Here is a 20,967-nt window from a genome sequence, read left to right on the forward strand (position 1 = left end):
CGTCTGGGCCGGCTGTCGGCGGACGACCGGCGCCGGCTCTGCGGGCTGCCGGCGGCGGCGCGGGGGGGCTTGCCCGTGCTGGTTCGGGACAAGGGCGACGGCCCGATTCTGGCATGGCGGGAGGCCCGTGTCCGGGCTCTGGGTGCGCGGCGTCTGGCTCTGGCGCTGGGCGAAACGACGCAGGAGGCCGACCTCTTTCATCCGGTGCATGGCGAAACCGCGCCGACTGACCTATTTTCATAGAAAGACTGCTGATCGGCGGAGCCTGAGGGGCCCGCCGAGAAACCGAGGACCGAATGAACCTGCGTAATCTTGCCATCTGGGGAGGGCTGCTCCTGGTCCTGGTCGCGGTCTACGCCACGATCAGCCAGACCGGCGGCACGCCCGCCATGCCGGGCGCCCAGGGCGCTGCGGCCGCCCGGCCCCAGGCCATCACCTATTCCCAGCTGATCACCGCCATCAACGGCCAGGAGATCAAGTCGGCCAGCGTGCGCGGCGACACGGTCACGGGCGTCTACAAGAACGACTCGAAGTTCACGACCGTCACGCCCCTGCCCAACGCCGACATGGTCGACAAGATGCAGGCGGCGGGCGTCGCGGTGGACGTCAAGAGCACGCGCCAACCCTGGTGGTCGGGCCTGTTGAGCCTGTTGCTGCCGATCGTGCTGATCATCGCCTTCTGGTTCTTCATCATGAACCGGATGCAGGGCGGGGCGAAGGGCGCCATGGGCTTCGGCAAGTCCAAGGCCAAGCTGCTGACCGAGCACAAGGGCCGCAAGACCTTTGACGACGTCGCCGGCGTGGACGAGGCCAAGGAAGAACTGCAGGAGGTCGTCGACTTCCTGAAGGATCCGGGCAAGTTCCAGCGTCTGGGCGGCAAGATCCCCAAGGGCGCGCTGCTGGTCGGCCCTCCGGGCACCGGCAAGACGCTGCTGGCGCGCGCGGTGGCGGGCGAGGCGGGCGTGCCCTTCTTCTCGATCTCGGGTTCGGACTTCGTCGAGATGTTCGTCGGCGTCGGCGCCAGCCGCGTCCGCGACATGTTCGAGCAGGCCAAGAAGAACGCCCCTTGCATCATCTTCATCGATGAAATCGACGCCGTCGGCCGTCACCGCGGCGCCGGCCTGGGCGGCGGCAACGACGAGCGCGAGCAGACCCTGAACCAGCTGCTGGTCGAGATGGACGGCTTTGAGTCCAACGAGGGCATCATCCTAATCGCCGCCACCAACCGTCCCGACGTTTTGGACCCGGCCCTGCTGCGTCCCGGCCGCTTCGACCGTCAGGTCGTGGTGCCGAACCCCGACGTCTCGGGCCGCGAGCGCATCCTGCGCGTGCACATGAAGGACGTGCCCCTGGCCGCCGACGTCAACGTCAAGACGCTGGCGCGCGGCACGCCGGGCTTCTCGGGCGCGGACCTGGCCAATCTGGTCAACGAAGCCGCCCTGATGGCCGCCCGCAAGGACCGGCGCATGGTCACGCACCGCGACTTCGAGGACGCCAAGGACAAGGTCATGATGGGCGCCGAGCGCAAGTCCATGGCCATGAACGAGGAAGAAAAGCGCCTGACCGCCTATCACGAGGGCGGCCACGCCATCGTCGCCATCAACGTCAAGATGGCCGACCCGGTGCACAAGGCGACCATCGTCCCGCGCGGCCAGGCCCTGGGCATGGTGATGCAGCTGCCGGAAGGCGACCGCTATTCCATGAAGTACCAGCAGATGGTCGACCGCATCGCCATCATGGCCGGCGGCCGCGTGGCCGAGGAGCTGATCTTCGGCAAGGAGAACATCACCTCGGGCGCCAGCTCCGACATCCAGCAGGCGACCAAGCTGGCGCGCCGCATGGTGACGCAGTGGGGCTTCTCGGAGGTGCTGGGAACCGTGGCCTACGGCGAGAACGAGCAGGAGGTCTTCCTGGGCCACTCGGTCGCGCGCAGCCAGAACATCTCCGAGGAGACCGCGCGTCTGATCGACAGCGAGGTCAAGAAGCTGGTCACCTCCGGCTGGGACGAGGCGCGTCAGATTCTGACCGACAAGGCCGCCGACCTGGAGAAGCTGGCCCAGGCCCTGCTGGAGTACGAAACCCTGTCGGGTCAGGAGATCACCGACCTGCTGGAGAAGGGGATCACCCCGAACCGCGACGAGGCCAACTCGCCCGTGCCGGGGCCGTCGGTCTCGGTGCCGGTGACGCCGGTGTCGGACGGCACGGACGTCGAGACGGCGAAGGCTGAGCCGGCGGCAGCGCCGACGACGAGCGTGCCGACCGTCTGATCGGATCGGACAGGCTGAAACGAAGGAAGGGGCGGGCCGCGTGGCTCGCCCCTTTTTCGTGGTCGCGAGGGGCGTGTTTGAATCTCAGACAGACTAGTTTGTAATTTAGACTAGTCTGTGAGATATGGCGTTATCCGAAACAGGAGGACGCCATGACGGCATCCGCATTCGAACAAACCGAACGCCTGCACGGCCTGGACGGCCTGCGGGGCGCGGCCCTGTTGCTGGGGGTGGTGCTGCACGCGGCCCTGTCCTTCTTTCCCGCGCAGATCTGGATCGTCGCCGATGACCAGAAATCGGTCTGGGCCAGCGGGCTTTTCTTCGTCATCCATCTGTTCCGCATGAGCAGCTTCTTCCTGATCGCGGGCCTGTTCGCCCACATGATGTTGAAGCGGCGCGGGGCGGCGGGCTTCATCAAGAACCGGCTGATCCGCATCGCCGGACCGCTGGCGGCCTTCTGGTGGCCGGTGATGGCGGGGATCGTGGCGGTGTTGGTCTGGAACGCCTCGCTGCACGGCCTGACGGCGGCTGATGCGCCGCCGCCGCCGACCTATGACTGGACCAATATCCCGCTGACCCATCTGTGGTTCCTGTGGGTGCTTTTGTGGTTCTACGCCGCCCTGCTGATCGGGCATGGCGTCGTCGCCCGGCTGGATCGGAACGGCGCCCTGGCGCGCGGGATGGATCGTCTGGCGGGCGGGCTGGTCGGGCCGTGGGGGCCGCTCATTCTGGGCGCACCGCTGGCGGTCGCCCTGTGGTTCGAGCCGAACTGGATCGCCTTCTTCGGCATACCGACGCCGGATGCGGGGCTGGTTCCCGAAACCTCGGCCCTGGTCGGCTTTGGCCTGGCCTTCGGCTTTGGCGCGCTGCTGGATCGTCGGCGCGACCTGCTGGCGCGGATCGCGGCCTGGACGCCGGCCTATCTGGGGCTGGCGCTGGGGGCGGGGACGACGGCGCTGATGCTGTCGGGCGGGCCGACGCCCGTGCTGACGCCGATGACCGATCCGGCGGCCAAGGCCATGACGGCGGCGGCCTTCGGCGTGGCGACCTACGCCTCCATGTTCGCGGTGGTCGGGCTGGCGCTGAGGTTCTGGTCGGGCCACAGCGCCCTGCGGCGCTATCTCGCCGACGCCTCCTACTGGATCTACATCGTCCATCTGCCGCTGGTGATGGCGGCCCAGGTGGTGGTGCAGGACTGGGCCCTGGCCTGGCCGGTCAAGCTGGCGATCGTGGTCGTCGGCGTCATGGCCGTGTCGCTGGCCAGCTATGAGCTGATGGTGCGCCACGGCTTCATGGGGCGCTGGCTGAACGGGCGGCGGGTGCCGTGGCGGCGGCCTCGTGTCGGCGTCCCCGTCGCCGCCGAATAGCTTGCCAACCTTGGCGGCTGCGTCCATCCCGGGAGGCAGCCGCGTCGCGCCAGGAATCACCCGATGACCGACAAGTCCCGCACGCCCGAAGCCGACCTCGCCTTCATGCGCTCGATCGTGGAGGGCAGCGGGCGACCGCCGATGACCCTGGCGATCTGCTATCTGGCGGGCGGGCTGCTGTACGGCCTCCAGTGCCTGTTCCACGTCGGGCAGGTGCTCGGGCTGGTCCGCTGGCCCGATCTGGCCAATCTGATCTTCGTCGTCGGCATCACCGCGGCCTTTCTGGTGGTTCTGGTCTGGGCGATCCTGAAGGACCGCAAGGCCGGGCCGTCCAACCGGGGGCCGCTGGCGACGCGGGTGACCTCGGCCGCCTTCAGCGCGACCGGCATGGCCAACGCCGCCGTGATCATCGTCTTCGGCGTGGGGGCGGTCCGGGATCAGGATTTCGCCGTCTGGCTCTATTACGCCGCCATCGTCTTCGCCCTGCAGGCGGCGGCCTGGTATGTGGCCTGGGTGCTGAAGAAGAAGGGCTGGATGCTGGCGGTGTCGCTGGGCGGATGGGTCACGGCGGTGGCTCTGGGCGTGCTGGTGCGCCAGCCGGTGGCCTATCTGGGCGTCTGCACCGTGGCCCTGTTCCTGCTGTTCGCCCTGCCGGGGTGGGCCCTGTTCCGCGACGCCCGCGCGGGCGCCAAGGCCGCCTGACGCCATGGGGTTGGCCGACGACTTTGGACGGATCGACGAGGTCATCCACGGCCGCATGCGGCTGGGGATCATGGTCTATCTGGCTGATGTCGAGGCGGCGGACTTCACCGAGCTGAAGACGGTGCTGGAGGCGACCCAGGGCAATCTGTCGGTCCATCTGAAGAAGCTGGAGGAGGCGGGCTATGTCGCCATCAGCAAGAGCTTCGTGAACAACAAGCCCCTGACCCGGATCGCCATCACGCCGGAAGGGCGGGCGGCGTTCTCGGCCTATCTGGACGCGCTGGGCGGGTTGATCGGGCGGAAGGGCTGACTGGCCTGGCCTTCTCCCCGAGGGGAGAAGGCGGCGAATGCGCCGACGCTAGGTCCAGCGCAGGGACTTTCAGTGGGGGGCGGACTCGATGGGGTCGGCGTCTTCCACCAGGACGGGGGTCAGCTTGCGCACGGCGCCGGTCGGGTCGGGCCAGTGGATCGACTGGCCTTCGCTCAGGCCGATCAGGCCCGCGCCGACGTGCGACAGGATGGAGACGCGCCCGGCGTCGATGTCGGCTTCGTGCGGCAGGACCAGCTGGACGCGGCGGACCTCGGGGTGACGCTCATCGGCGTAGTGCAGCCAGCGGTTCAGGCCGACGGCGGTCTTGGGCAGGTCGACGGCCTTGCAGACCTTGGCGCGGTCCAGCTCCTGTTGCAGCAGGCCGGCGGGGCCGGTGCCGGGCAGGTCGCCGACCAGGTGATCCAGGGCGTCGAAATCCTCTTGGCTGAGGATGATGGCGGGCAGGGCCGGAGGGCGGCCGCGGGGTTTGGCGGTGGTCATGTCAGTTCTCGAATTATGGCAGTTGAAAAGGAGTCAGGCGGCCGAGGGGCCGTCGTCGTCGCCGTCATCGACGGGCTTGGTCGCGGGCGGATCGTCTTGACGATGGGTCATGGCAGGCGTGTTCGCGGACGGCCGAGCGAGCGGCGTGCGCGATCCTGATTTAGGGAACTAGGGAAGAAAGCGAAGCAACGCGCCCCGTAGCGGGCGACAGCGCAGGCTGGCCGCTACGGGTTAAAGGCCTTCGACGCGGCGACCCGCGTGGGTGAGGCGTCGAGCCTGGCTGACGAAACGTTCCATAGTGGGTAGAGGCTGGGCCTCAGCGCGCGGAAAGTCAAACCGGCGCTCCGGGAGTTCTTGTCGCATGGACCTTCAATCCCTCGTGAAACGTCCCCTCGTCATGGGGATCGTCAACGTCACGCCGGACAGTTTTTCCGACGGCGGACGGCACGACACGCGCGAGGCGGCGCTGGCCCATGCGATGCGGCTGATCGCCGAGGGGGCGGATGTGCTGGATGTGGGCGGCGAGAGCACGCGGCCGGGGTCCGAGCCGGTGGGGGAGGACGAGGAGATCGCCCGCACCCTGCCGCTGATCGCCGCCATCCGGGCGCGCTGGGACGGGATGATCAGCATCGACACCATGAAGCCGGGCGTGGCGCGGGCGGCGGTCGCCGCCGGGGCGGGGATGTGGAACGACGTGACGGGCCTGAGCCATGCGCCCGACAGTCTGACGACCGCCGCCGAGCTGGGGTGTTCGGTGGTGCTGATGCACATGAAGGGCGAACCCAAGACCATGCAGGATGACCCGCGCTATGACGATGTGGTGGCCGAGGTCGTCGCTCATCTGGCGGTGCGGGCCGAGGCGGCCATGGCGGCGGGGGTGGCGCGCGACAGGATCTGGCTGGACCCCGGCGTCGGCTTCGCCAAGACGACGGCGCACAACCTGACCCTGACCGCGCGGCTGGAGGCCCTGGTCGATCTGGGCTTCCCGGTGCTCTACGCCGCCAGCCGCAAGCGCACCATCCAGGGGGTGGACGCGACGGCGGTGGAGGCGAGCGACCGGCTGGGCGGCTCGCTGGCCCTGGCGCTGGAGGGGGCGCGGCGCGGTGCGAAGATGGTGCGCGTCCACGACGTGCGCGAGACGGTGCAGGCGCTGAAGCTTCAGGCGGCGGTCGCCAACGCCGGGGCCTGATCGAGGCGGCGGCGGTTACGGCGCCAGGCCGATCTGCTTCATGAAGGCCTGATTGTCCCAGTAGAGCCATTCCTCGACCATGACGCCGTTCTCCCAGCGTCCGACGGTCAGCATGGGCAGGCGGAAGGCCTTGCCCGTCGGCGGGATGACCTTGCCGTTCCCCAGGTCCATCGGCTGGGTGAAGGTGCCCTCCATGATCCCCTGGACGGCGGTCAGGTCGCCGTCGGCCAGTTTGATCGGGTGCTCCTTGATCCGGGTGTCGGGGGCGAAGGCGAACTGGGGCTTCAGTTCGGCGAGGTGCGCCTCGAGGCCCGTGGTCGTGCGGCCGTCGGGGTAGTGGACGACGATGTTCGGGGCGTGGCTGCGGCCGAACTCGTCCCATTTCTGGCCGCTGTAGACGTTGAAATCGAGGTCGTCGAAATTGGCCAGATTGCGTGTCTGCTCGGCGGTGTGGGTCGAACCGGGCGCGGCGGCCGCGGCCTTGTCGGGGGCGGCCTTTTCAGGCGCGGTCTTGTCCGGGGCGGGCGAGCAGGCGGCGAAGGCGAACGCGGCCCCGGCGAGAATGACGGCATGACGCATGGAATCCCCTCCGAAGGGCGAGGTCGGCGATGAACGTCGACTGGACGCAGTAATGTCCGCGCTCGCCGGCGGTTCCGCCGCGCCCGCTCAGCCCTCCCAGCCCGCGACCCGATGGTCGGGGTGGCGGTCGAGGGCGAAGCGGGGCTCGATGCCGTGCTCGAGCCAGATCTTGGCCCCGGCTAGGACCAAGGCGAAGCCGCCGGTGGAATCGAGGGCGGCCGCGACGCCCTTCTCACCCTCGGGGAAGCCGCGGTTCTCGACCGTGACCCAGGTTTCGTCGCCGCGAGGCTCGAAGCGCCATTCGACCTCGGTCGGCGCGGTCTCGACGTCCCAGTCGATGAGGATGCGGCGCTCCGGCTCGACGGCCTTGACCTGGACGACGGTCGAGACGCCGTACATGGCCCAGGTCCAGACCACGCGGGCGCCGGGCGTCAGGGGCGCGTCGCCGTGGGTGAACCAGAAGCGGGCGGTGACGGCGGGATCGACGAAGGCGGCGAACACCTCGGCGACGGGGCGGCGGATCAACATGCCGGCTTCGGCGACGGGAGCGGTCATGGGGCGATCTCCTGTGACGATGTCGCCGAAAGCCTAGACCCGGGCGCGCGCTTCGCGCCAGAGGCGCCGCTTAAACCGGTTGCCCCCGCGCGGCGCTTGCGTCATCCAGCGGCCATGTCCTGGCTTCTGTCCTTCAATCCGTGGTTGGTGCTCGTCGTCGCGGGCCTGTTCGAGGTCATGTGGGCCTCGGGGATCAAATACGTGGGCGTGCAGCGGCCGCTGATCTCGGTGGGCGTGGTGGTGGCCCTGGTGGCCAGCATGGTCGGCCTGTGGATCGCGACGCAGAAGCTGCCGGTGGGCACGGCCTATGCGGTGTGGACCGGCATCGGCGCCGTGGGCGCGGCCGTGGTGGGCGTCGTCGTCTATGGCGAGCCGGCGACGGCGGTGCGGGCCGTGTGCATCCTGCTGATCGTTTCGGGCATTGTCGGGCTGAAGCTGTTTTCGGGAGCGCACTGAGATGAGCGGTTCCAAGGGCAGAGTTCTTATTCTTGCGGGGTCGGATTCCGGCGGCGGGGCGGGCGTTCAGGCCGACATCAAGGCGGTGACCATGCTGGGCGGGTTCGCCGCCACGGCGATCACCGCCATCACCATTCAGAACACCCTGGGCGTCCAAGGGGTCTATCCCCTGCCGATCGACGTCATCGAGGCCCAGGCCAAGGCCGTGTTGGACGACATCGGCGCCGACGCGCTGAAGACCGGGATGCTGGGCTCGGTCGAGGTGGTCGAGGCGGTGGCGGGGCTGATCGACTACGCCGGGAACGTGCCGACGGTGGTGGACCCGGTGATGATCGCCAAGGGGGGCTCGCCCCTGCTGGAGGATCGGGCGGTGGAGGCGGTGCGGCGGTTGATGGTGCCGCGCGCGGCCCTGCTGACCCCCAATGCGCCCGAGGCCGAGGCCCTGACCGGGATCGCCGTGGCCGATCTGGACGGGCAGCGCCGGGCGGGCGAGGCCTTGCTGGAGCTGGGGGCGCGGGCGGTGCTGATGAAGGGCGGGCACGTGCCGGGCGCGACGGTGATCGACCTGCTGCTGACCGCCGAGGGCGAGACGGTGCTGGAGAGCGAGCGCATCGACACGCGTCACACCCACGGCACCGGCTGCACTTTGGCGAGCGCCTGCGCGGCGGGGATCGCCAAGGGTCTGCCGCTGCAGACCGCCGTGGCCGAGGCCTGGGCCTATGTGGCTGAGGCTATCCGCCGCGCGCCGGGCCTGGGGCAGGGGCATGGGCCGCTGGATCACGGCTGGCCGCTGCGGGGTCGCTAATTCTCTCCTCCCCATTCCATGGGGAGGTGGCGCGGAGCCGAAGGCGACGTGACGGAGGGGGCGTCTCGACGGGAGATGTTTGCGTCCCCCTCTCCACAAAGTGGGGAGGAAAAAGCAGGCTTTGCGGCGAACCGGAATCGACCACAGAGAGCCCTCATGACCCTGGAAACCCGACTGACCGAAATCGTCCGCGCCGACGCGGACCTGATGCACGTGCTGAGCGTGATGCGCGACCTGGACCTGCCGGACTGGCGGCTGTTTTCGGGGGCGGTCTATCAGGCGGTGTGGAACGCCCAGACGGGGCGGGCGACCGGCTATGGGATCAGGGATTACGACATCGGCTATTTCGATCCCGACACCTCGTGGGACGCCGAGGACGTGATCATCAAGCGCGTCGCCGCCGCCTTCGACGCGCCGGTGCGCGAACAGGTCGAGGTGCGCAACCAGGCGCGGGTCCACATCTGGTTCGAAGGCAGGTTCGGCGAGCCTTACGAGCCGCTGACCTGCACCGACGAGGCGCCGGCGCGCTTCGTGGCCCCGGCCTTCGCCGTGGGGGTGCGGCTGGAGAAGGACGACGCGATCAGCGTCGTCGCGCCCTTCGGACTGGAGGATGTGTTCGATCTGACCGTCCGGCCCAATCCCGAACGGGGTCTGGCCAGGGGCTGGGACAAGGCCGTCGCCAATGCGCGCGGGCGTTGGCCGGAGATCCGGGTGGTGGAGCCGGCGTAGGGAAAAGGGCGCGACCCTTGCGGATCGCGCCCCCTCGACAGGGCCTCTGACAGGGAGGGGATGAGGCCCCGGTCGGGTTTCGGCCTCTAGTAGCGGCGGTCGTCGTGGTCGCGGCGCTCGTAGCGGATCTGGGCCGAGAGACGGTCGTAGCGACGGTCCAGGTCCCGGCGTTCCCAGCGGGTCAGACCGCCGCGCATATAGTGGCGTTCCAGACGGACCAGATCGTCCAGTTCGTACTGCAGGCGCGCGGCCTCGTGGTGGCTGAGCTGGCGGGACCGGACGCCGCGGTCGATGCGACGGTCCAGATTGTATTTGCGCTGGGCGATGGATCGCCAGTCGCCGCCGTCGTGATCATAGCGGTCCTGTTCGTAGGCGTGGCCCGGGTAGCGGTCGCCGTGGCGGTCGTAGCCCTGATCACCATAGGACTGGGCGGCCGCGGGGAGGGCGACCGAGGCGGCGGCGACGGCCAGCAGGGGGATCATCAGGGTCTTTTTCATGGTCTTGTTCCTTTCGGATCGTTCGCAACCGGACCCGGCTGCGTTGACGCCAAGAGACCACCCGGCGGCTGAGCCGCATCTGAACGACGCGCTTCAGTCGGCGTTCATCAGCATGAGAAGTTCGTCATCTGCGGCGACGGATAATCGCCGCCGATGCGTTCCTTGTCCGGGTGAACGGCGATAGACTGTCCGTTCAGCCGCTGTTCAGAGGCTGGGGTCTAGACACAGTTCCATGATGCGTATGCGAGCCCTCCTGCTGGCCGGTCTGATCGCCCTCGTTCCCCTGACGGACGCGGCGGCGCAGTCGCGCGGCCGGGATCGGGACCGTCAGGACCAGCAACGCGAACAGCCGCGCAACTATCCGGGTGAAGGCTTCCGCGAGGGGCCGCGCTCGGCGCCGCGCGCCGATCCGGGCGATATCGTGCGCCGGGTCCAGTCGGGACGGCCGGGCCGGATGCTGGGCGTGCAACAGCGCGGCGGCGACTATGTGGTGCGCTGGGAATATCCGGGCGGGCGCGTGTCGGACATACAGGTTGACGGCCAGTCCGGCCGGGTTCGCGGAGACGACTGAATGCGGGTGCTGCTTGTCGAGGACGACGTCGATCTGTCGCGCCAGCTGAAGACCGCGCTGGCCGACGCCGGCTACGCCGTCGACCACGCCCCGGACGGCGAGGAAGCCTGGTTCCTGGGCGACACTGAACCCTATGACGTGGTGGTGCTGGACCTGGGCCTGCCCAAGATCGACGGGGTGTCGGTGCTGGAGCGCTGGCGCCGCGAGGGCAAGGCGACCCCGGTGCTGATCCTGACGGCGCGCGGCGCCTGGTCGGACAAGGTGGCGGGCTTTGACGCCGGGGCCGACGACTATCTGACCAAGCCCTTCCATACCGAGGAACTGCTGGCCCGCCTGCGCGCCCTGCTGCGCCGCTCGGCCGGCCATGCGGCGGCGACCCTGACCTGCGGCGGTCTGCGGCTGGACCCGCGCGCGGCGCGGGCGACGGTCAACGGCGAGCCGCTGCGCCTGACCAGCCTGGAATACCGCCTGCTGCACTACATGATGATGCATCAGGGCCGGGTCATCAGCCGCACCGAACTGGTCGAGCACCTGTATGATCAGGACTTCGATCGCGACTCCAACACCATCGAGGTCTTCGTCGGCCGTCTGAGGAAGAAGATCGGTTCGGACCGGATCGAGACGGTGCGCGGTCTGGGCTATCGCCTGTCGCCGCTGGCCGGCGAGAGCGACGCGGCCTGACCGGCGCATGACCGGGGCCGGGACGGACGAGGCGCGCCCGAAGCAGGAGACGAAGCGCGCGCCCTCCGGCAAGGGGGAATGGGGCCGCTGGTTCGGGCGGCCGGGCAAGTCGCTGACACGAAGGCTGATCTGGCTGGCCTCGGCCTGGATTCTGGTGGCCCTGGTGGTGACGGGGCTGGTGCTGACCTCGGTGTTCCAGGAATCGGCCCTGCGCCGCCTGGGCAATATGCTGAGCGACACCATCGACGAGGCCGTGGTCGCCACCAGCATCACCCCCGACGGCCGCGCCGTGACCAGCGAGATCAAGGACGCGCCGACCCTGCGCCTGCTGTCGGGCAAGTACTGGATGGTGGCGGAGCCGACGCGGGGCGGGGGCCTGCGCCCCCTGACGCGCTCGGCCTCGCTGGGCGGCGACGCCCTGGTCGCGCCCGAGGACCTGCCGGAACGGCTGTCCGAGGCCTTCGGCCAGACCATCAGCTACAACGCCGTCGGCCCTAAGGGCGAGCCGCTGCGGGTCGCCGCCAGCATGAAGCAGCTGCCGGGCCGGGCCCAGCCGGTGGTCTTCTTCGCCGGGATCGACCGCTCGACCATCGACGCCGACACCCGCCGCTTCGCCACCGTGACCTGGGCGGCGCTGCTGCTGCTGGGGGCGGGTCTGGTGACGGCGGTCTTCATCCAGGTGCGGGTCGGCCTGCGCCCGCTGTTCGATCTGCGCGACGAGATTTCCGACGTGCGCCAGGGCAAGGCCAGCCGCGTCGAACGCACCTATCCGATGGAGATCCAGCCCCTGGCCGAACAGGTCAACCGGCTGCTGGCCCACAATCAGGAGACGGTGGACCGCCAGCGCACCCACGTCGGCAACCTAGCCCATGCGCTGAAGACGCCGCTGGCGGTCATGCTGGCCGAGGCGGGAACCAGCGACGGCGTCCTGCCCGACATGGTGCGCAAGCAGACCAGGGTGATGCAGGACCAGGTCGATCATCACCTGCGCCGCGCCCGCGCCGCCGCCCGCGCCGCCCACGGCCTGGGCGAACGCACGCCCGTGGGCGAGGTGCTGGACGAACTGGCGGTCATGCTGGAGCGGGTGTTCGAGACCAAGGGGGTCGAGATCGACTGGCGCGCGCCCGACGACCTGGCCTTCCTGGGCGAGCGTCAGGATCTGCAGGAGATCTTCGGCAATCTGATCGAGAACGCCGCCAAATGGTGCAAGCGCCGGGTGCGGATCTCGGCCGGCGTCTCTCTGCCCGGCCAGATGATCGTGGTGGTCGAGGACGACGGGCCGGGCCTGCCGGAGGACCAGCGCGACGCCGCCCTGAAGCGCGGCACGCGGATGGACGAGGACACCCCGGGCTCGGGCCTGGGCCTGTCCATCGTCGATGACCTGACCCGCGCCTACGGCGGCCGGACCACCCTGGCCGACAGCGACATGGGCGGGCTGAAGATCCTGCTGGAGCTGCCAGCGGCGGAGGCCTAGCTCGGCTTTCGCCCGGAAGCGGTCGCGCTCAACTTCCGCTAAGGGTGGAAAGCGGACGTTGGAGCAGCTACGCAACTCTAATGGTGGGGTCCGACGATACAGCCGTTCGTCCAGTGCCTGGCGGCATCGTCGTCGGGAGCCTCTCGCAGGCGCGGAAACATAAGCGACGCTTCGACGCCGTGATTACTCTGGAGGATCCTGCGTGCCGTCCGGCGAACCGGCTGCGTTTCACGCGTCGCCCGTCACCTGCTCATCTGGTGTTGGCGTTCGAAGATGTCGATGACGACAAAATAGGCGTGCGCGTAGCCACCCGAGAACAGGTTGCCGAGACTATTGCTTTTACCCGCGCTCACCAAGCCGGCTCGCTCTTGGTTCATTGCTTCCATGGGGTGGGAAGGTCAGCGGCCGTCGCATTCGCGATTATGGCGGATCGGCTGGGGCCGGGTGCAGAGCGGCAAGCGCTAGAACAGTTGTTGGCTATCCGCCCCCAATCTACACCGAACGTCGTTGTGGTGAAGCTTGCGGACGACATTCTTGCGCGAAATGGTCAACTGGTCGCAGCGGTGATCGCGTGGGAGGCTACGACGCCGGGGATCAAGGAGAAGCGCGCGGCGCGGCTTCAGATGGTGCATTCGAACCCTGAGCTATACACTTGGCTTGATCCTCACTGAGGCCCGCAACGGGTCGATTTCGACCCTAGGCTTCGGCGCCGACAACGGACATTAGCCCCTAGGTCGGAAAGCAGCGGCCAACACCATTCGCCAGTGCGAGTGGACCGCGCATAGCGCCTCGCTCCGGGGCTGCGTTTACACGCTGAGGGTTCAGGGCGCTGTCTTGGCCTTCTTCAGCTCAGCTTTGAGCGCGGCGGCGGCCTCAGGTGAAATTTCAACACGAACTTCCTGGGTCTGGCGCGACGTCGACTGTCGCCCTGCCTGCTCAGCATTTCGAACTTCGACGCTGACTTCATGTTTCGGCTCGGAACAAGCGGCGAGGAGCAGCAGCCCGAGCGCCAATCCTGCATTTCTCATCGTCGCCTCCGGCTGCCCAGCGCTCAGCCTATCCGGTGCGGGCGGAGTGTCGAGTGAACATTGTTTCATGATTTTGGCGAGCGATCCTGTCGGATTGCGGGGACGAAGGAGGTTTGACAACGTCGATTTCTACAACATATTGCGCAATATATTTCATGATTGGATCGATGATGAAGACACGCGCTTTCCTTTCGCTGTTGGCGGTCGTGGCCCTGGGGGCGACGCCGGTTGGGGCGCAGACGCTGGATCAGGGGGCGCAGCGGGAGCTGGTGGCGCGGCTCGAGACGGCGCTGAAGCAGAACTACGTCTTTCCTGACCGCATCCCCGCCATAGCGGCCGAGCTGGACCGGCGGGTTCAGGCCGGGCCGGTCGAGGCCGGGCCGTTCGCCGAAAGCCTGGCCCAGGGTCTGGTCAAGGCGAGTGAGGACCTGCATTTCTCGGTGGTCTTTGATCCTGACGAGGTCGCGGCCGACCGCCGGGCGAAGGCGGGCGGCGAGACCAGCACCCAGGCGCAGCGCGACCGGGAGCGCGGGGCCAATTTCGGTTTCCGCGACGCGCGTCGGCTGGACGGGGACCTGGCCTATGTCCGCTTCGACTTCTTCGCCGACCCGCAATACGCCCAGGAGACGGCGGCGGCGGCCATGCGATTTTCCGAAGGGGCCAAGGGGCTGATCTTTGACCTGCGCTACAACAACGGCGGGGTGCTGGAGATGGCGCAGTTCCTGATGAGCTACCTCTATCCGGCGGGCAAGGATCAGGAATTCTTCGACTACAACTACAATGACAAGGGGGTTCAGGTGGCGCGCAGCCAATGGAGCCTGCCCGCCGTGTCCGGCCAGCGCGCGCCGGATATGCCCGTCGTGGTCCTGACCGGGTCGACGTCGTTTTCCTCGGCCGAGTGGATGGCGTTTTCGCTGCAACGTCTGGGCCGGGCGACGGTGATCGGGGAACAGACCGCCGGCGGGGCGCACCCCGTCACCCGCGTGCCGATCGATGACCGCTTCATGCTGCAGGTGCCGTTCGGTCAGATCCGGGACCCGATCAAGGGGCAGGATTTCGAGGGCGTCGGCGTGACGCCCGATCTGGCCGTCCCGGCCTCGGACGCGCTGCTGGTCGCACAGAAGCACCTGCTGAAGAGCCGGGCGGAGGCGGGCGACGCCGACGCCCGATGGGCGCTGGTTCCGGTCGAATGGGCGCTGGCGGGCCAGGCCCCCAGCGCGGCGGATCTGGATGAGGCGGTCGGGGCCTATGAAGGGCGAAGCCTGGTCCGCACGCCGGGCGGCCTCGCCTATCACTGGCGCGGGCGCTTCGTTCTGGCGCTGGACCCGATCGGCAAGGATCTGTTTGCGGTTCAGGGAACGGATGCCTACCGGTTCCGGCTGGTCCGGGCCAATGGCGCCGTCGCCGGGCTGGAGCGCGTGGAGAAGTCCGGCGAGACGACAACCTATCGTCGCCTGGATTGAGGAGATATCGGGCGAATGATCGAGTTGAACCGCACCTTTCTGGGGCGCCTCAGCGAGCAGTTGAGCGAATTGATCGAGCAACAGTCGGCCGAGGTGTTCAAGCGCGCCGGCCTGCTCATTCCGGTCAAGTCGTCGTCCTTGATGGGTGCGATCGCGACGCTGGGCCCGGTCTCGGTCGCAGACCTGGTGCGGGCGCTGGGCCGTTCGCACCAGCTGATCCAGCAGAAGATCCCCAAGCTGGTGACGCTGGGACTGGTCACACGTCAGCCTGATCCCCAGGACCAGCGGGTGATCCTGATCGCGATCACGGACAAGGGGCGCGAACAGCTGGCCCTGCTCGACAGTCTGGATGGCGAATTCGAGCGCGCCTACGCCGAGATGGAGCAGGACGCCGGTCCCGTGTTCGACGGGATCAAACGCGCCATAAAATCCCTGCAGGCGCGCCCTCTGGTCGAGCGAATGGACGTCTGAACGGGTTCGCGACGCGCCAAAAGGCCCTGTTAACCCGAAGGGCGCACCCTTGGCGGCATGGCCGGAATCGGTTCGGCTAGAGGAGTGTGCATGGCGGACCTGTCGGTCGCGCAAAGGGCCGCCCTGGCCCGGCTGATCGCCGCTTGCCCGGATCATCTGCTGTCCCAGCTGGAAGCGCTGGCGGCGGCGATGACGGGGGATCGGGCGTGGGCGCTGCGCGACATGGTCGAGGCCGAGGGGCTGGACCGGCGACGGCGCGACGCGGCCTTCGCGCCCCTGTCGCCTCTGTTCCGGCCGCGCGCCGACGGGCTGGAGGGGTTGAGCTTTCCCGCCGCCGTCCCGGCGAGGCTGTGGCGGCTGGCCACCCGCACTGAACCTGAACTCTTGCCGCAACTGGACCGCGACGACGAACTGTCGCGCATGGTGGCCGACCGGCTGTGCCTGAGCGCGGCCGCCTCGGTGCGGGATCAGGCCGACCTGATCTGGCCGGGCGCGACGGGAGACGAGGTCGCGGAACTGGCGGCCTGTTTCGACCTGGCCGGGTTGGCGCGGCGCTGCATGGATCATCTGGAGGCCTGGATGGGCCGGTCAGGGCCGGAGGCGACGGCCGAGCTGAAGCTGGCCCTGCGTCAGGCGGCGAGCATCGCGCCGGACGGGGCGGAGCGGCTGATGGAGATTCTGTTCGCCCATCTGACGGACGCGCGGATGATGCTGCGGGTCGTGGCCCAGGCCACGCCGACAGCGGGGCGCGAGACCTTCCTGGGCGAAAGCGAACTGGCGGTCTTCATCGACCGGGTGGTGACGGCCCTGGCCCGCCGGGCGGCCCAGGCCGCGGCCTTTGATCCGACCGCCGAGGGCGCGGACCCGGCGGCGCTGAAGGCCGATCTGGACTGGTGCGCCGAGACCTTGGCCGAGATCGACGTCAGCCTGCCTTTGCGGCCCGACAGCGCCTGGGGCAAGGCGGTGCGGCAGGCGCGGCTGAAGCTCGCCCTGCGGCTGTCGGAACTGTTCACGGCGGCCGAGCGGGCGGCGGCGGTGGTCCTGCCGGTCGAGCGCACGGCCCTGGTCGGGCGGATGACCCGGCCGTCGCCGCGTCTGGATCAGCCGGTTGATCCGGCGGCCGCGACGCGGGCGAAGGCTCTGCTGGCGGTGATCGGACTGGTGCGCGGCCCGGCGGCGGTGTTCGGCTGCGAGTCGGAGCGGCGCCAGACCGCCGAGGGGCTGACCGGCCGTCTGGCGACCTGGGCCGACGAGGCGATCGAGCGCCTGAACGACGGCGAGGCGGCGGATGAGGCCGTTGCGCGCAAGCGCATCGCCCTGACCGCCGAACTGCTGGGCCTGATCGGGGCCAAGGAGGCGCAGCGGACGGTGCGGCGGCGATTGACGGTGGCGGGAACGCCGCCCAGCATCGCCGTGCCGAGTGCGACGTCGGGAACCTCGCGTCGGCGCGCCTGATCCGCTAGAGCGGCGGGCATGACGATCTTCTGGATCATGACGGGACTGGCGGCGGCGATGGCCGGGCTGCTGGTGCTGGCCGGCGCACGACGCGGGGCCGACGCCGAGGCTGTGGTCGATCGCGACGCCGCAGGACGCGAGCTGGCCGAGCTGGACCGGCTGAAGACGCGCGGCCTGCTGGACGAGGCGGGCTGGACCGCGGCGCGGGCCGAGGCGGGACGGCGGCTGCTGGCGGCGCGCCGCGATGCGCGCACGCCGGTGGCGGGATCGAAGGACCGGGTCTGGGTTCTGGGCGGGATCGGCCTGACGGCGGCGGTTTCGCTGGCGCTCTATCTGGGCCTTGGCGCGCCGGGCATGGCGGATCAGGCCTATGAGACGCGGGTGCGCGAATGGGCCGCCTCGCCCGAGGGGCTGGAGCCGGCCCAGGTCGCGGCGGTGATCGGCCGGATGGTCAAGGACCGGCCCGACGATCATCAGGCCCTGACCATGCTGGGGGCGGCGCGGTTCGAGGCGGGCGATCCCATCGGGGCGGCCTCGGCTTTCCGCCGGGCGCTGGCGATCCAGCCGGACGACGCCCAGAGCTGGGCGCGGCTGGGCGAGAGCCTGGTGCGGGCCAACGAGGACGCGGTCGGCGGCGACGCCGAGGCGGCTTTCCGCGAGGCGTTGAAGCGCGACCCGGATCAGCTGGGCGCGCGCTATTTCCTGGGCGAGGCGGCGCTGAAGCGCGGCGACAAGACCGCGGCGGCGGCGGTCTGGGGGCCGCTGATCGCGGCGCTGGAGCCGACCGATCCGCGCCGGGCCGAACTGCAACAAAGACTTGAAAAGACCGTGGGCGGGGCTGGATGAGCCTGCGCCGCAACCCTTCTGTGATGTCCTGAGATGAGCTGGCTTCCCAAATCGCCCAAGGCGCGGCGTCGCCTGTGGATCGTGGCCGCTGCGGCGCCCGTGCTGGCCCTGGCGGTCGGCCTGTCGCTGTGGGCCATGAAGGACAACGTCACCTATTTCTTCTCGCCGTCCGAAGTGACCGAGGAAGCGGCGCCGGTCGGGCGGGTGATCCGTCTGGGCGGGCTGGTCGAGGCCGGCAGCGTGGTCAAGGGCGCGGACGGGACGGTGGTCTTCGTCATCACCGACAACGCGGGACGCAGCAAGGTCAGCTATCACGGCGACCTGCCCGACCTGTTCCGCGAGGGGCAGGGCATCGTGGCGCAGGGGTCGTTCCGGCCCGACCGCGTGTTTGAAGCCAGTCAGGTGCTGGCCAAGCACGACGAGACCTATATGCCGCGCGAAGTCGCCGACCGCCTGAAGGAAAAGGGCGAGTGGCGGCCTGAGACGGGCGAAGCCCCAGCAAGTGCGAGCCGCAGCCTGTGATCGTCGAACTGGGCGCGTTTGCGCTGATCCTGGCGCTGGTCTTGGCCGCCCTGACCACGGTGTTGACCACGGCGGGGCGGTGGCGGCTGAGCCCGGTGCTGGCGGGCGCGGGCGGCGGGGCCTTGATCGCCTCGGCGCTGGCGACATTGCTGGCCTTCGCGGCCCTGATCTACGCCTTCGCCGTGTCGGACTTCTCGGTGTCGAACGTGGCCCTGAACAGCCACACCGACAAGCCGATGCTCTACAAGGTGGCCGCCGCCTGGGGCAGCCATGAGGGCTCGCTGGTGCTGTGGTGTCTGGTCATGACCGGCTTCGGCGGGGCGCTGGCGCTGGCGCGCGGCCTGCCGTTCGGGCTGAAGACCTCGGCTGTGGCGGTGCAGGGCGCGCTGTCGACCCTGTTCCTGGCCTTCGCCGTCTTCACCTCCAATCCGTTCGCGCGTCTGGACCCGGCCCCGGTGCAGGGGGCGTCGCTGAACCCCCTGTTGCAGGACCCGGCGCTCGCCATCCATCCGCCGCTGCTCTACGCGGGCTATGTCGGGTTTTCGGTCTGTTTCTCGCTGGCGGTCGCCGCCCTGATCGAGAAGCGGGTCGATCCGGCCTGGGGCCGCTGGGTGCGGCCGTGGGCGCTGGCGTCCTGGGCCTTCCTGACGGTGGGCATCCTGCTGGGCTCCTTCTGGGCCTATTACGAGCTGGGCTGGGGCGGTTGGTGGTTCTGGGACCCGGTCGAGAACGCGTCCTTCATGCCGTGGCTGGCGGGGGCGGCCCTGCTGCACTCGGCCATCGTGACGGAGCGGCGCGGGGCGCTGGCCGGGTGGACGGTGTTTCTGGCCATCCTGGCCTTCACCTTCTCCATGCTGGGGGCGTTTCTGGTGCGCTCGGGCGTGCTGACCTCGGTCCACGCCTTCGCCGTCGATCCCGAGCGGGGGATGATGCTGCTGGCCATTCTGGGCGTGGCGGCGGGGGCGGCCTTCATCCTGTTCGCGCTGCGGGCGCCGGCGATCCGCTCGGGCGCGGCCTTCGCCCCGATCAGCCGCGAAGGCGCCCTGGTGCTGAACAACCTGTTCCTGACGGCGGCGGCGGCGACGGTGCTGCTGGGGACCCTCTATCCGCTGATCCTCGAGGGGATTTCGGGGGCGACCATTTCGGTGGGGCCGCCCTATTTCAACGCGACCTTCGTGCCCCTGCTGGTGGTCGCCTGTCTGATCCTGCCCGCCGGGCCCCTGCTGGCGTGGAAGCGTGGCGACCTGAAGGGGGCCTTGCAGCGGCTGTGGTTGGCGGCGGGTCTGGCGCTGGTGGCGGCCTTCGCGGCCTTCCTGCTGTTCGAGCCGAAGAAGGCGCTGGCGGCGGCGGGGCTGGGCGTCGGGGCCTGGCTGATCCTGGGCGCGCTGGCCGAACTGGGCGTGAGGACCAAGGCGTTTCGCGCGCCGCTGGCCGAGACCCTGCGTCGCGCCAAGGGTCTGCCGCTGGGGGCCTGGGGCATGACCCTGGCCCACGCCGGGCTGGGGGTCTTCATCCTTGGGGCCGTGGTCGAGACCAGTTTCAAGGCCGAGGCGGCAGCGGCGGTGCCGCTGGGCGGCGTGGTCTCGTCGGGGCCGTGGCGGGTCCGGCTGGACGCGGTCGAGGTGATCGAGGGGCCGAACTATCTGGCCGAGCAGGGGCGGCTGACCGTCGCCCCGGTGTCGGGCGACGCGGTCGAGCGCGCCGTCACCGCCGAGCGCCGCTTCTTCCCGGCGGGCGGGCAGACGACGACCGAGGTGGGGCTGGACTTCCGCGGGCTGGACGACGTCTATGTGGTCATGGGCGAGCGGGCGGCGACCGAGAGCAATGAGCAGGCCTGGACGGTGCGGGTCTATTACAATCCGTGGGCGCGGCTGATCTTCCTCGGCCCGCTGATCATGGCCCTGGGCGGGGTGCTGTCCCTGCTGGACCGGCGTCTGCGGGTGGGCCCAGGAACCAAATCGGGCGCGCGCAAGAAGACCGTGGAGGCCAAGGCGTGAGGCGGCTGGCTTCCCTGACGGCGGCCTTGAGCCTGATGGCGGGCGCTGCCCTGGCCGAGCCGCCTCCGGCGCCGGAGCGTCCCCTGCCCGACGCGGCGCAGGAGGCGCGGGCGCGGGCCCTGTTTACGGACATCCGCTGCGTCGTCTGCCAGCACGAATCCATCGCCGACAGCCCGGCGGGCATCGCCGCCGACATGCGCCGTCTGGTCCGCGAGGAGATCGCGGCGGGCAAGAGCGATCAGGCGGTGCGTCAGGACCTGGTGCGGCGCTACGGCGACTACATCCTGTTCCAGCCGCCGGTGCGGACGGGGACCTGGCTGCTGTGGTTCGGGCCGTTCGCCCTGGTCCTGGGCGCGGGTGTCCTGTTTGTTTGGCGGGCGCGTCGGCGCCGGGCCGAGGCGCCGCCGCTGACGGCGGAAGAGGAGCGGGCGCTGGCGGAACTGACGGCCGATCCCGCCGCCCAGTCTGACGAAACCGAGAGCCTTTCGCCGCGATCCTGACG

24 protein-coding genes and 1 pseudogene are annotated in these 20,967 nt (G+C 69.4%); 20 read left to right on the forward strand and 5 right to left on the reverse strand.

Translation table 11 applies throughout. The features are described 5' to 3' along the window. The 5 genes and pseudogenes from ACREEF_RS13090 to ACREEF_RS13110 form a co-directional block, all read left to right on the forward strand. A pseudogene (locus ACREEF_RS13090) lies at positions 1-243 on the forward strand (PP-loop family protein); the annotation flags it as partial. 53 nt (positions 244-296) lie between these two features. Further along, complete coding sequence (ftsH, locus tag ACREEF_RS13095; RefSeq protein ID WP_431566013.1) at positions 297-2,267, forward strand: ATP-dependent zinc metalloprotease FtsH; 1,971 nt, start codon at positions 297-299, stop codon at positions 2,265-2,267. A 152-nt stretch (positions 2,268-2,419) separates the two neighbouring features. Further along, a complete protein-coding gene (locus ACREEF_RS13100) occupies positions 2,420-3,634 on the forward strand; it encodes an acyltransferase family protein (protein WP_431566014.1) in 1,215 nt (404 codons plus the stop codon). Between the two features lie 63 nt (positions 3,635-3,697). Continuing rightward, positions 3,698-4,336, forward strand: a complete 639-nt coding sequence (locus ACREEF_RS13105; RefSeq protein ID WP_431566015.1) for a hypothetical protein — start codon at positions 3,698-3,700, stop codon at positions 4,334-4,336. A 4-nt stretch (positions 4,337-4,340) separates the two neighbouring features. Further along, on the forward strand, positions 4,341-4,646 hold the full coding sequence (locus ACREEF_RS13110; protein ID WP_431566016.1) for a winged helix-turn-helix domain-containing protein: 306 nt from the start codon (positions 4,341-4,343) through the stop codon (positions 4,644-4,646). Positions 4,647-4,715: 69 nt separating this feature from the next. On the opposite strand, the gene ACREEF_RS13115 is transcribed toward ACREEF_RS13110, so the two are convergent. After that, the gene (locus ACREEF_RS13115; RefSeq protein ID WP_431566017.1) at positions 4,716-5,147 is read right to left on the reverse strand and encodes a GreA/GreB family elongation factor; all 432 of its coding nucleotides are present in this window, start codon (positions 5,145-5,147) and stop codon (positions 4,716-4,718) included. Positions 5,148-5,508: 361 nt separating this feature from the next. Here ACREEF_RS13115 and folP point away from each other — a divergent pair, with 361 nt between their 5' ends. Next, the gene (gene folP / locus ACREEF_RS13120; RefSeq protein WP_431566018.1) at positions 5,509-6,336 is read left to right on the forward strand and encodes a dihydropteroate synthase; all 828 of its coding nucleotides are present in this window, start codon (positions 5,509-5,511) and stop codon (positions 6,334-6,336) included. A gap of 15 nt (positions 6,337-6,351) precedes the next feature. On the opposite strand, the gene ACREEF_RS13125 is transcribed toward folP, so the two are convergent. Then, entirely contained in the window at positions 6,352-6,915 is a 564-nt protein-coding gene (locus tag ACREEF_RS13125; protein WP_431566019.1) for an ester cyclase, read from the reverse strand. An 87-nt stretch (positions 6,916-7,002) separates the two neighbouring features. Further along, on the reverse strand, positions 7,003-7,470 hold the full coding sequence (locus ACREEF_RS13130) for an SRPBCC family protein (RefSeq protein WP_431566020.1): 468 nt from the start codon (positions 7,468-7,470) through the stop codon (positions 7,003-7,005). 114 nt (positions 7,471-7,584) lie between these two features. On the opposite strand from ACREEF_RS13130, the gene ACREEF_RS13135 reads away from it, so the two are divergent. From ACREEF_RS13135 to ACREEF_RS13145, 3 genes are all read left to right on the forward strand, one after another. Continuing rightward, positions 7,585-7,926 (forward strand): DMT family transporter, encoded by a 342-nt coding sequence (locus ACREEF_RS13135; RefSeq protein WP_431566021.1) that lies wholly within the window; start codon positions 7,585-7,587, stop codon positions 7,924-7,926. Between the two features lies 1 nt (position 7,927). Continuing rightward, entirely contained in the window at positions 7,928-8,731 is an 804-nt protein-coding gene (gene thiD, locus ACREEF_RS13140) for a bifunctional hydroxymethylpyrimidine kinase/phosphomethylpyrimidine kinase (protein ID WP_431566022.1), read from the forward strand. Between the two features lie 156 nt (positions 8,732-8,887). Next, complete coding sequence (locus ACREEF_RS13145) at positions 8,888-9,460, forward strand: nucleotidyltransferase family protein (RefSeq protein WP_431566023.1); 573 nt, start codon at positions 8,888-8,890, stop codon at positions 9,458-9,460. Positions 9,461-9,546: 86 nt separating this feature from the next. Here ACREEF_RS13145 and ACREEF_RS13150 read toward each other — a convergent pair whose 3' ends face one another. After that, on the reverse strand, positions 9,547-9,957 hold the full coding sequence (locus ACREEF_RS13150) for a hypothetical protein (protein ID WP_431566024.1): 411 nt from the start codon (positions 9,955-9,957) through the stop codon (positions 9,547-9,549). A gap of 232 nt (positions 9,958-10,189) precedes the next feature. Between ACREEF_RS13150 and ACREEF_RS13155 the strand changes: the two genes are divergently transcribed. The 4 genes from ACREEF_RS13155 (at position 10,190) to ACREEF_RS13170 (ending at position 13,354) form a co-directional block, all read left to right on the forward strand. After that, positions 10,190-10,528, forward strand: a complete 339-nt coding sequence (locus tag ACREEF_RS13155; RefSeq protein WP_431566025.1) for a hypothetical protein — start codon at positions 10,190-10,192, stop codon at positions 10,526-10,528. Further along, positions 10,529-11,209, forward strand: coding sequence for a response regulator transcription factor (locus ACREEF_RS13160; protein WP_431566026.1), 681 nt, complete (start codon positions 10,529-10,531; stop codon positions 11,207-11,209). A 7-nt stretch (positions 11,210-11,216) separates the two neighbouring features. Further along, the gene (locus ACREEF_RS13165; RefSeq protein ID WP_431566027.1) at positions 11,217-12,683 is read left to right on the forward strand and encodes a sensor histidine kinase; all 1,467 of its coding nucleotides are present in this window, start codon (positions 11,217-11,219) and stop codon (positions 12,681-12,683) included. Between the two features lie 80 nt (positions 12,684-12,763). Further along, entirely contained in the window at positions 12,764-13,354 is a 591-nt protein-coding gene (locus ACREEF_RS13170) for a tyrosine phosphatase family protein (RefSeq protein WP_431566028.1), read from the forward strand. Between the two features lie 150 nt (positions 13,355-13,504). Here ACREEF_RS13170 and ACREEF_RS13175 read toward each other — a convergent pair whose 3' ends face one another. Then, the gene (locus ACREEF_RS13175; RefSeq protein ID WP_431566029.1) at positions 13,505-13,711 is read right to left on the reverse strand and encodes a hypothetical protein; all 207 of its coding nucleotides are present in this window, start codon (positions 13,709-13,711) and stop codon (positions 13,505-13,507) included. 170 nt (positions 13,712-13,881) lie between these two features. On the opposite strand from ACREEF_RS13175, the gene ACREEF_RS13180 reads away from it, so the two are divergent. The 7 genes from ACREEF_RS13180 to ACREEF_RS13210 all read left to right on the forward strand — a co-directional run bounded on the left by ACREEF_RS13180 (position 13,882) and on the right by ACREEF_RS13210 (position 20,965). Then, positions 13,882-15,174, forward strand: a complete 1,293-nt coding sequence (locus ACREEF_RS13180; RefSeq protein WP_431566030.1) for a S41 family peptidase — start codon at positions 13,882-13,884, stop codon at positions 15,172-15,174. 15 nt (positions 15,175-15,189) lie between these two features. After that, complete coding sequence (locus ACREEF_RS13185; protein ID WP_431566031.1) at positions 15,190-15,645, forward strand: MarR family winged helix-turn-helix transcriptional regulator; 456 nt, start codon at positions 15,190-15,192, stop codon at positions 15,643-15,645. Positions 15,646-15,735: 90 nt separating this feature from the next. Then, positions 15,736-17,100, forward strand: coding sequence for a hypothetical protein (locus tag ACREEF_RS13190; RefSeq protein WP_431566032.1), 1,365 nt, complete (start codon positions 15,736-15,738; stop codon positions 17,098-17,100). A gap of 18 nt (positions 17,101-17,118) precedes the next feature. Next, a complete protein-coding gene (ccmI, locus tag ACREEF_RS13195) occupies positions 17,119-17,946 on the forward strand; it encodes a c-type cytochrome biogenesis protein CcmI (protein WP_431566033.1) in 828 nt (275 codons plus the stop codon). A 33-nt stretch (positions 17,947-17,979) separates the two neighbouring features. Then, positions 17,980-18,468, forward strand: a complete 489-nt coding sequence (gene ccmE / locus ACREEF_RS13200; RefSeq protein WP_431566034.1) for a cytochrome c maturation protein CcmE — start codon at positions 17,980-17,982, stop codon at positions 18,466-18,468. Further along, positions 18,465-20,465, forward strand: coding sequence for a heme lyase CcmF/NrfE family subunit (locus ACREEF_RS13205; protein WP_431566035.1), 2,001 nt, complete (start codon positions 18,465-18,467; stop codon positions 20,463-20,465). Before ccmE ends, ACREEF_RS13205 begins: the two co-directional genes overlap by 4 nt. Beyond that, entirely contained in the window at positions 20,462-20,965 is a 504-nt protein-coding gene (locus ACREEF_RS13210; protein ID WP_431566036.1) for a cytochrome c-type biogenesis protein, read from the forward strand. Before ACREEF_RS13205 ends, ACREEF_RS13210 begins: the two co-directional genes overlap by 4 nt. Positions 20,966-20,967 lie beyond the last annotated feature (2 nt).

This window comes from Brevundimonas sp. (assembly GCF_050729455.1).
In the GTDB taxonomy this organism is placed as follows: domain Bacteria; phylum Pseudomonadota; class Alphaproteobacteria; order Caulobacterales; family Caulobacteraceae; genus Brevundimonas.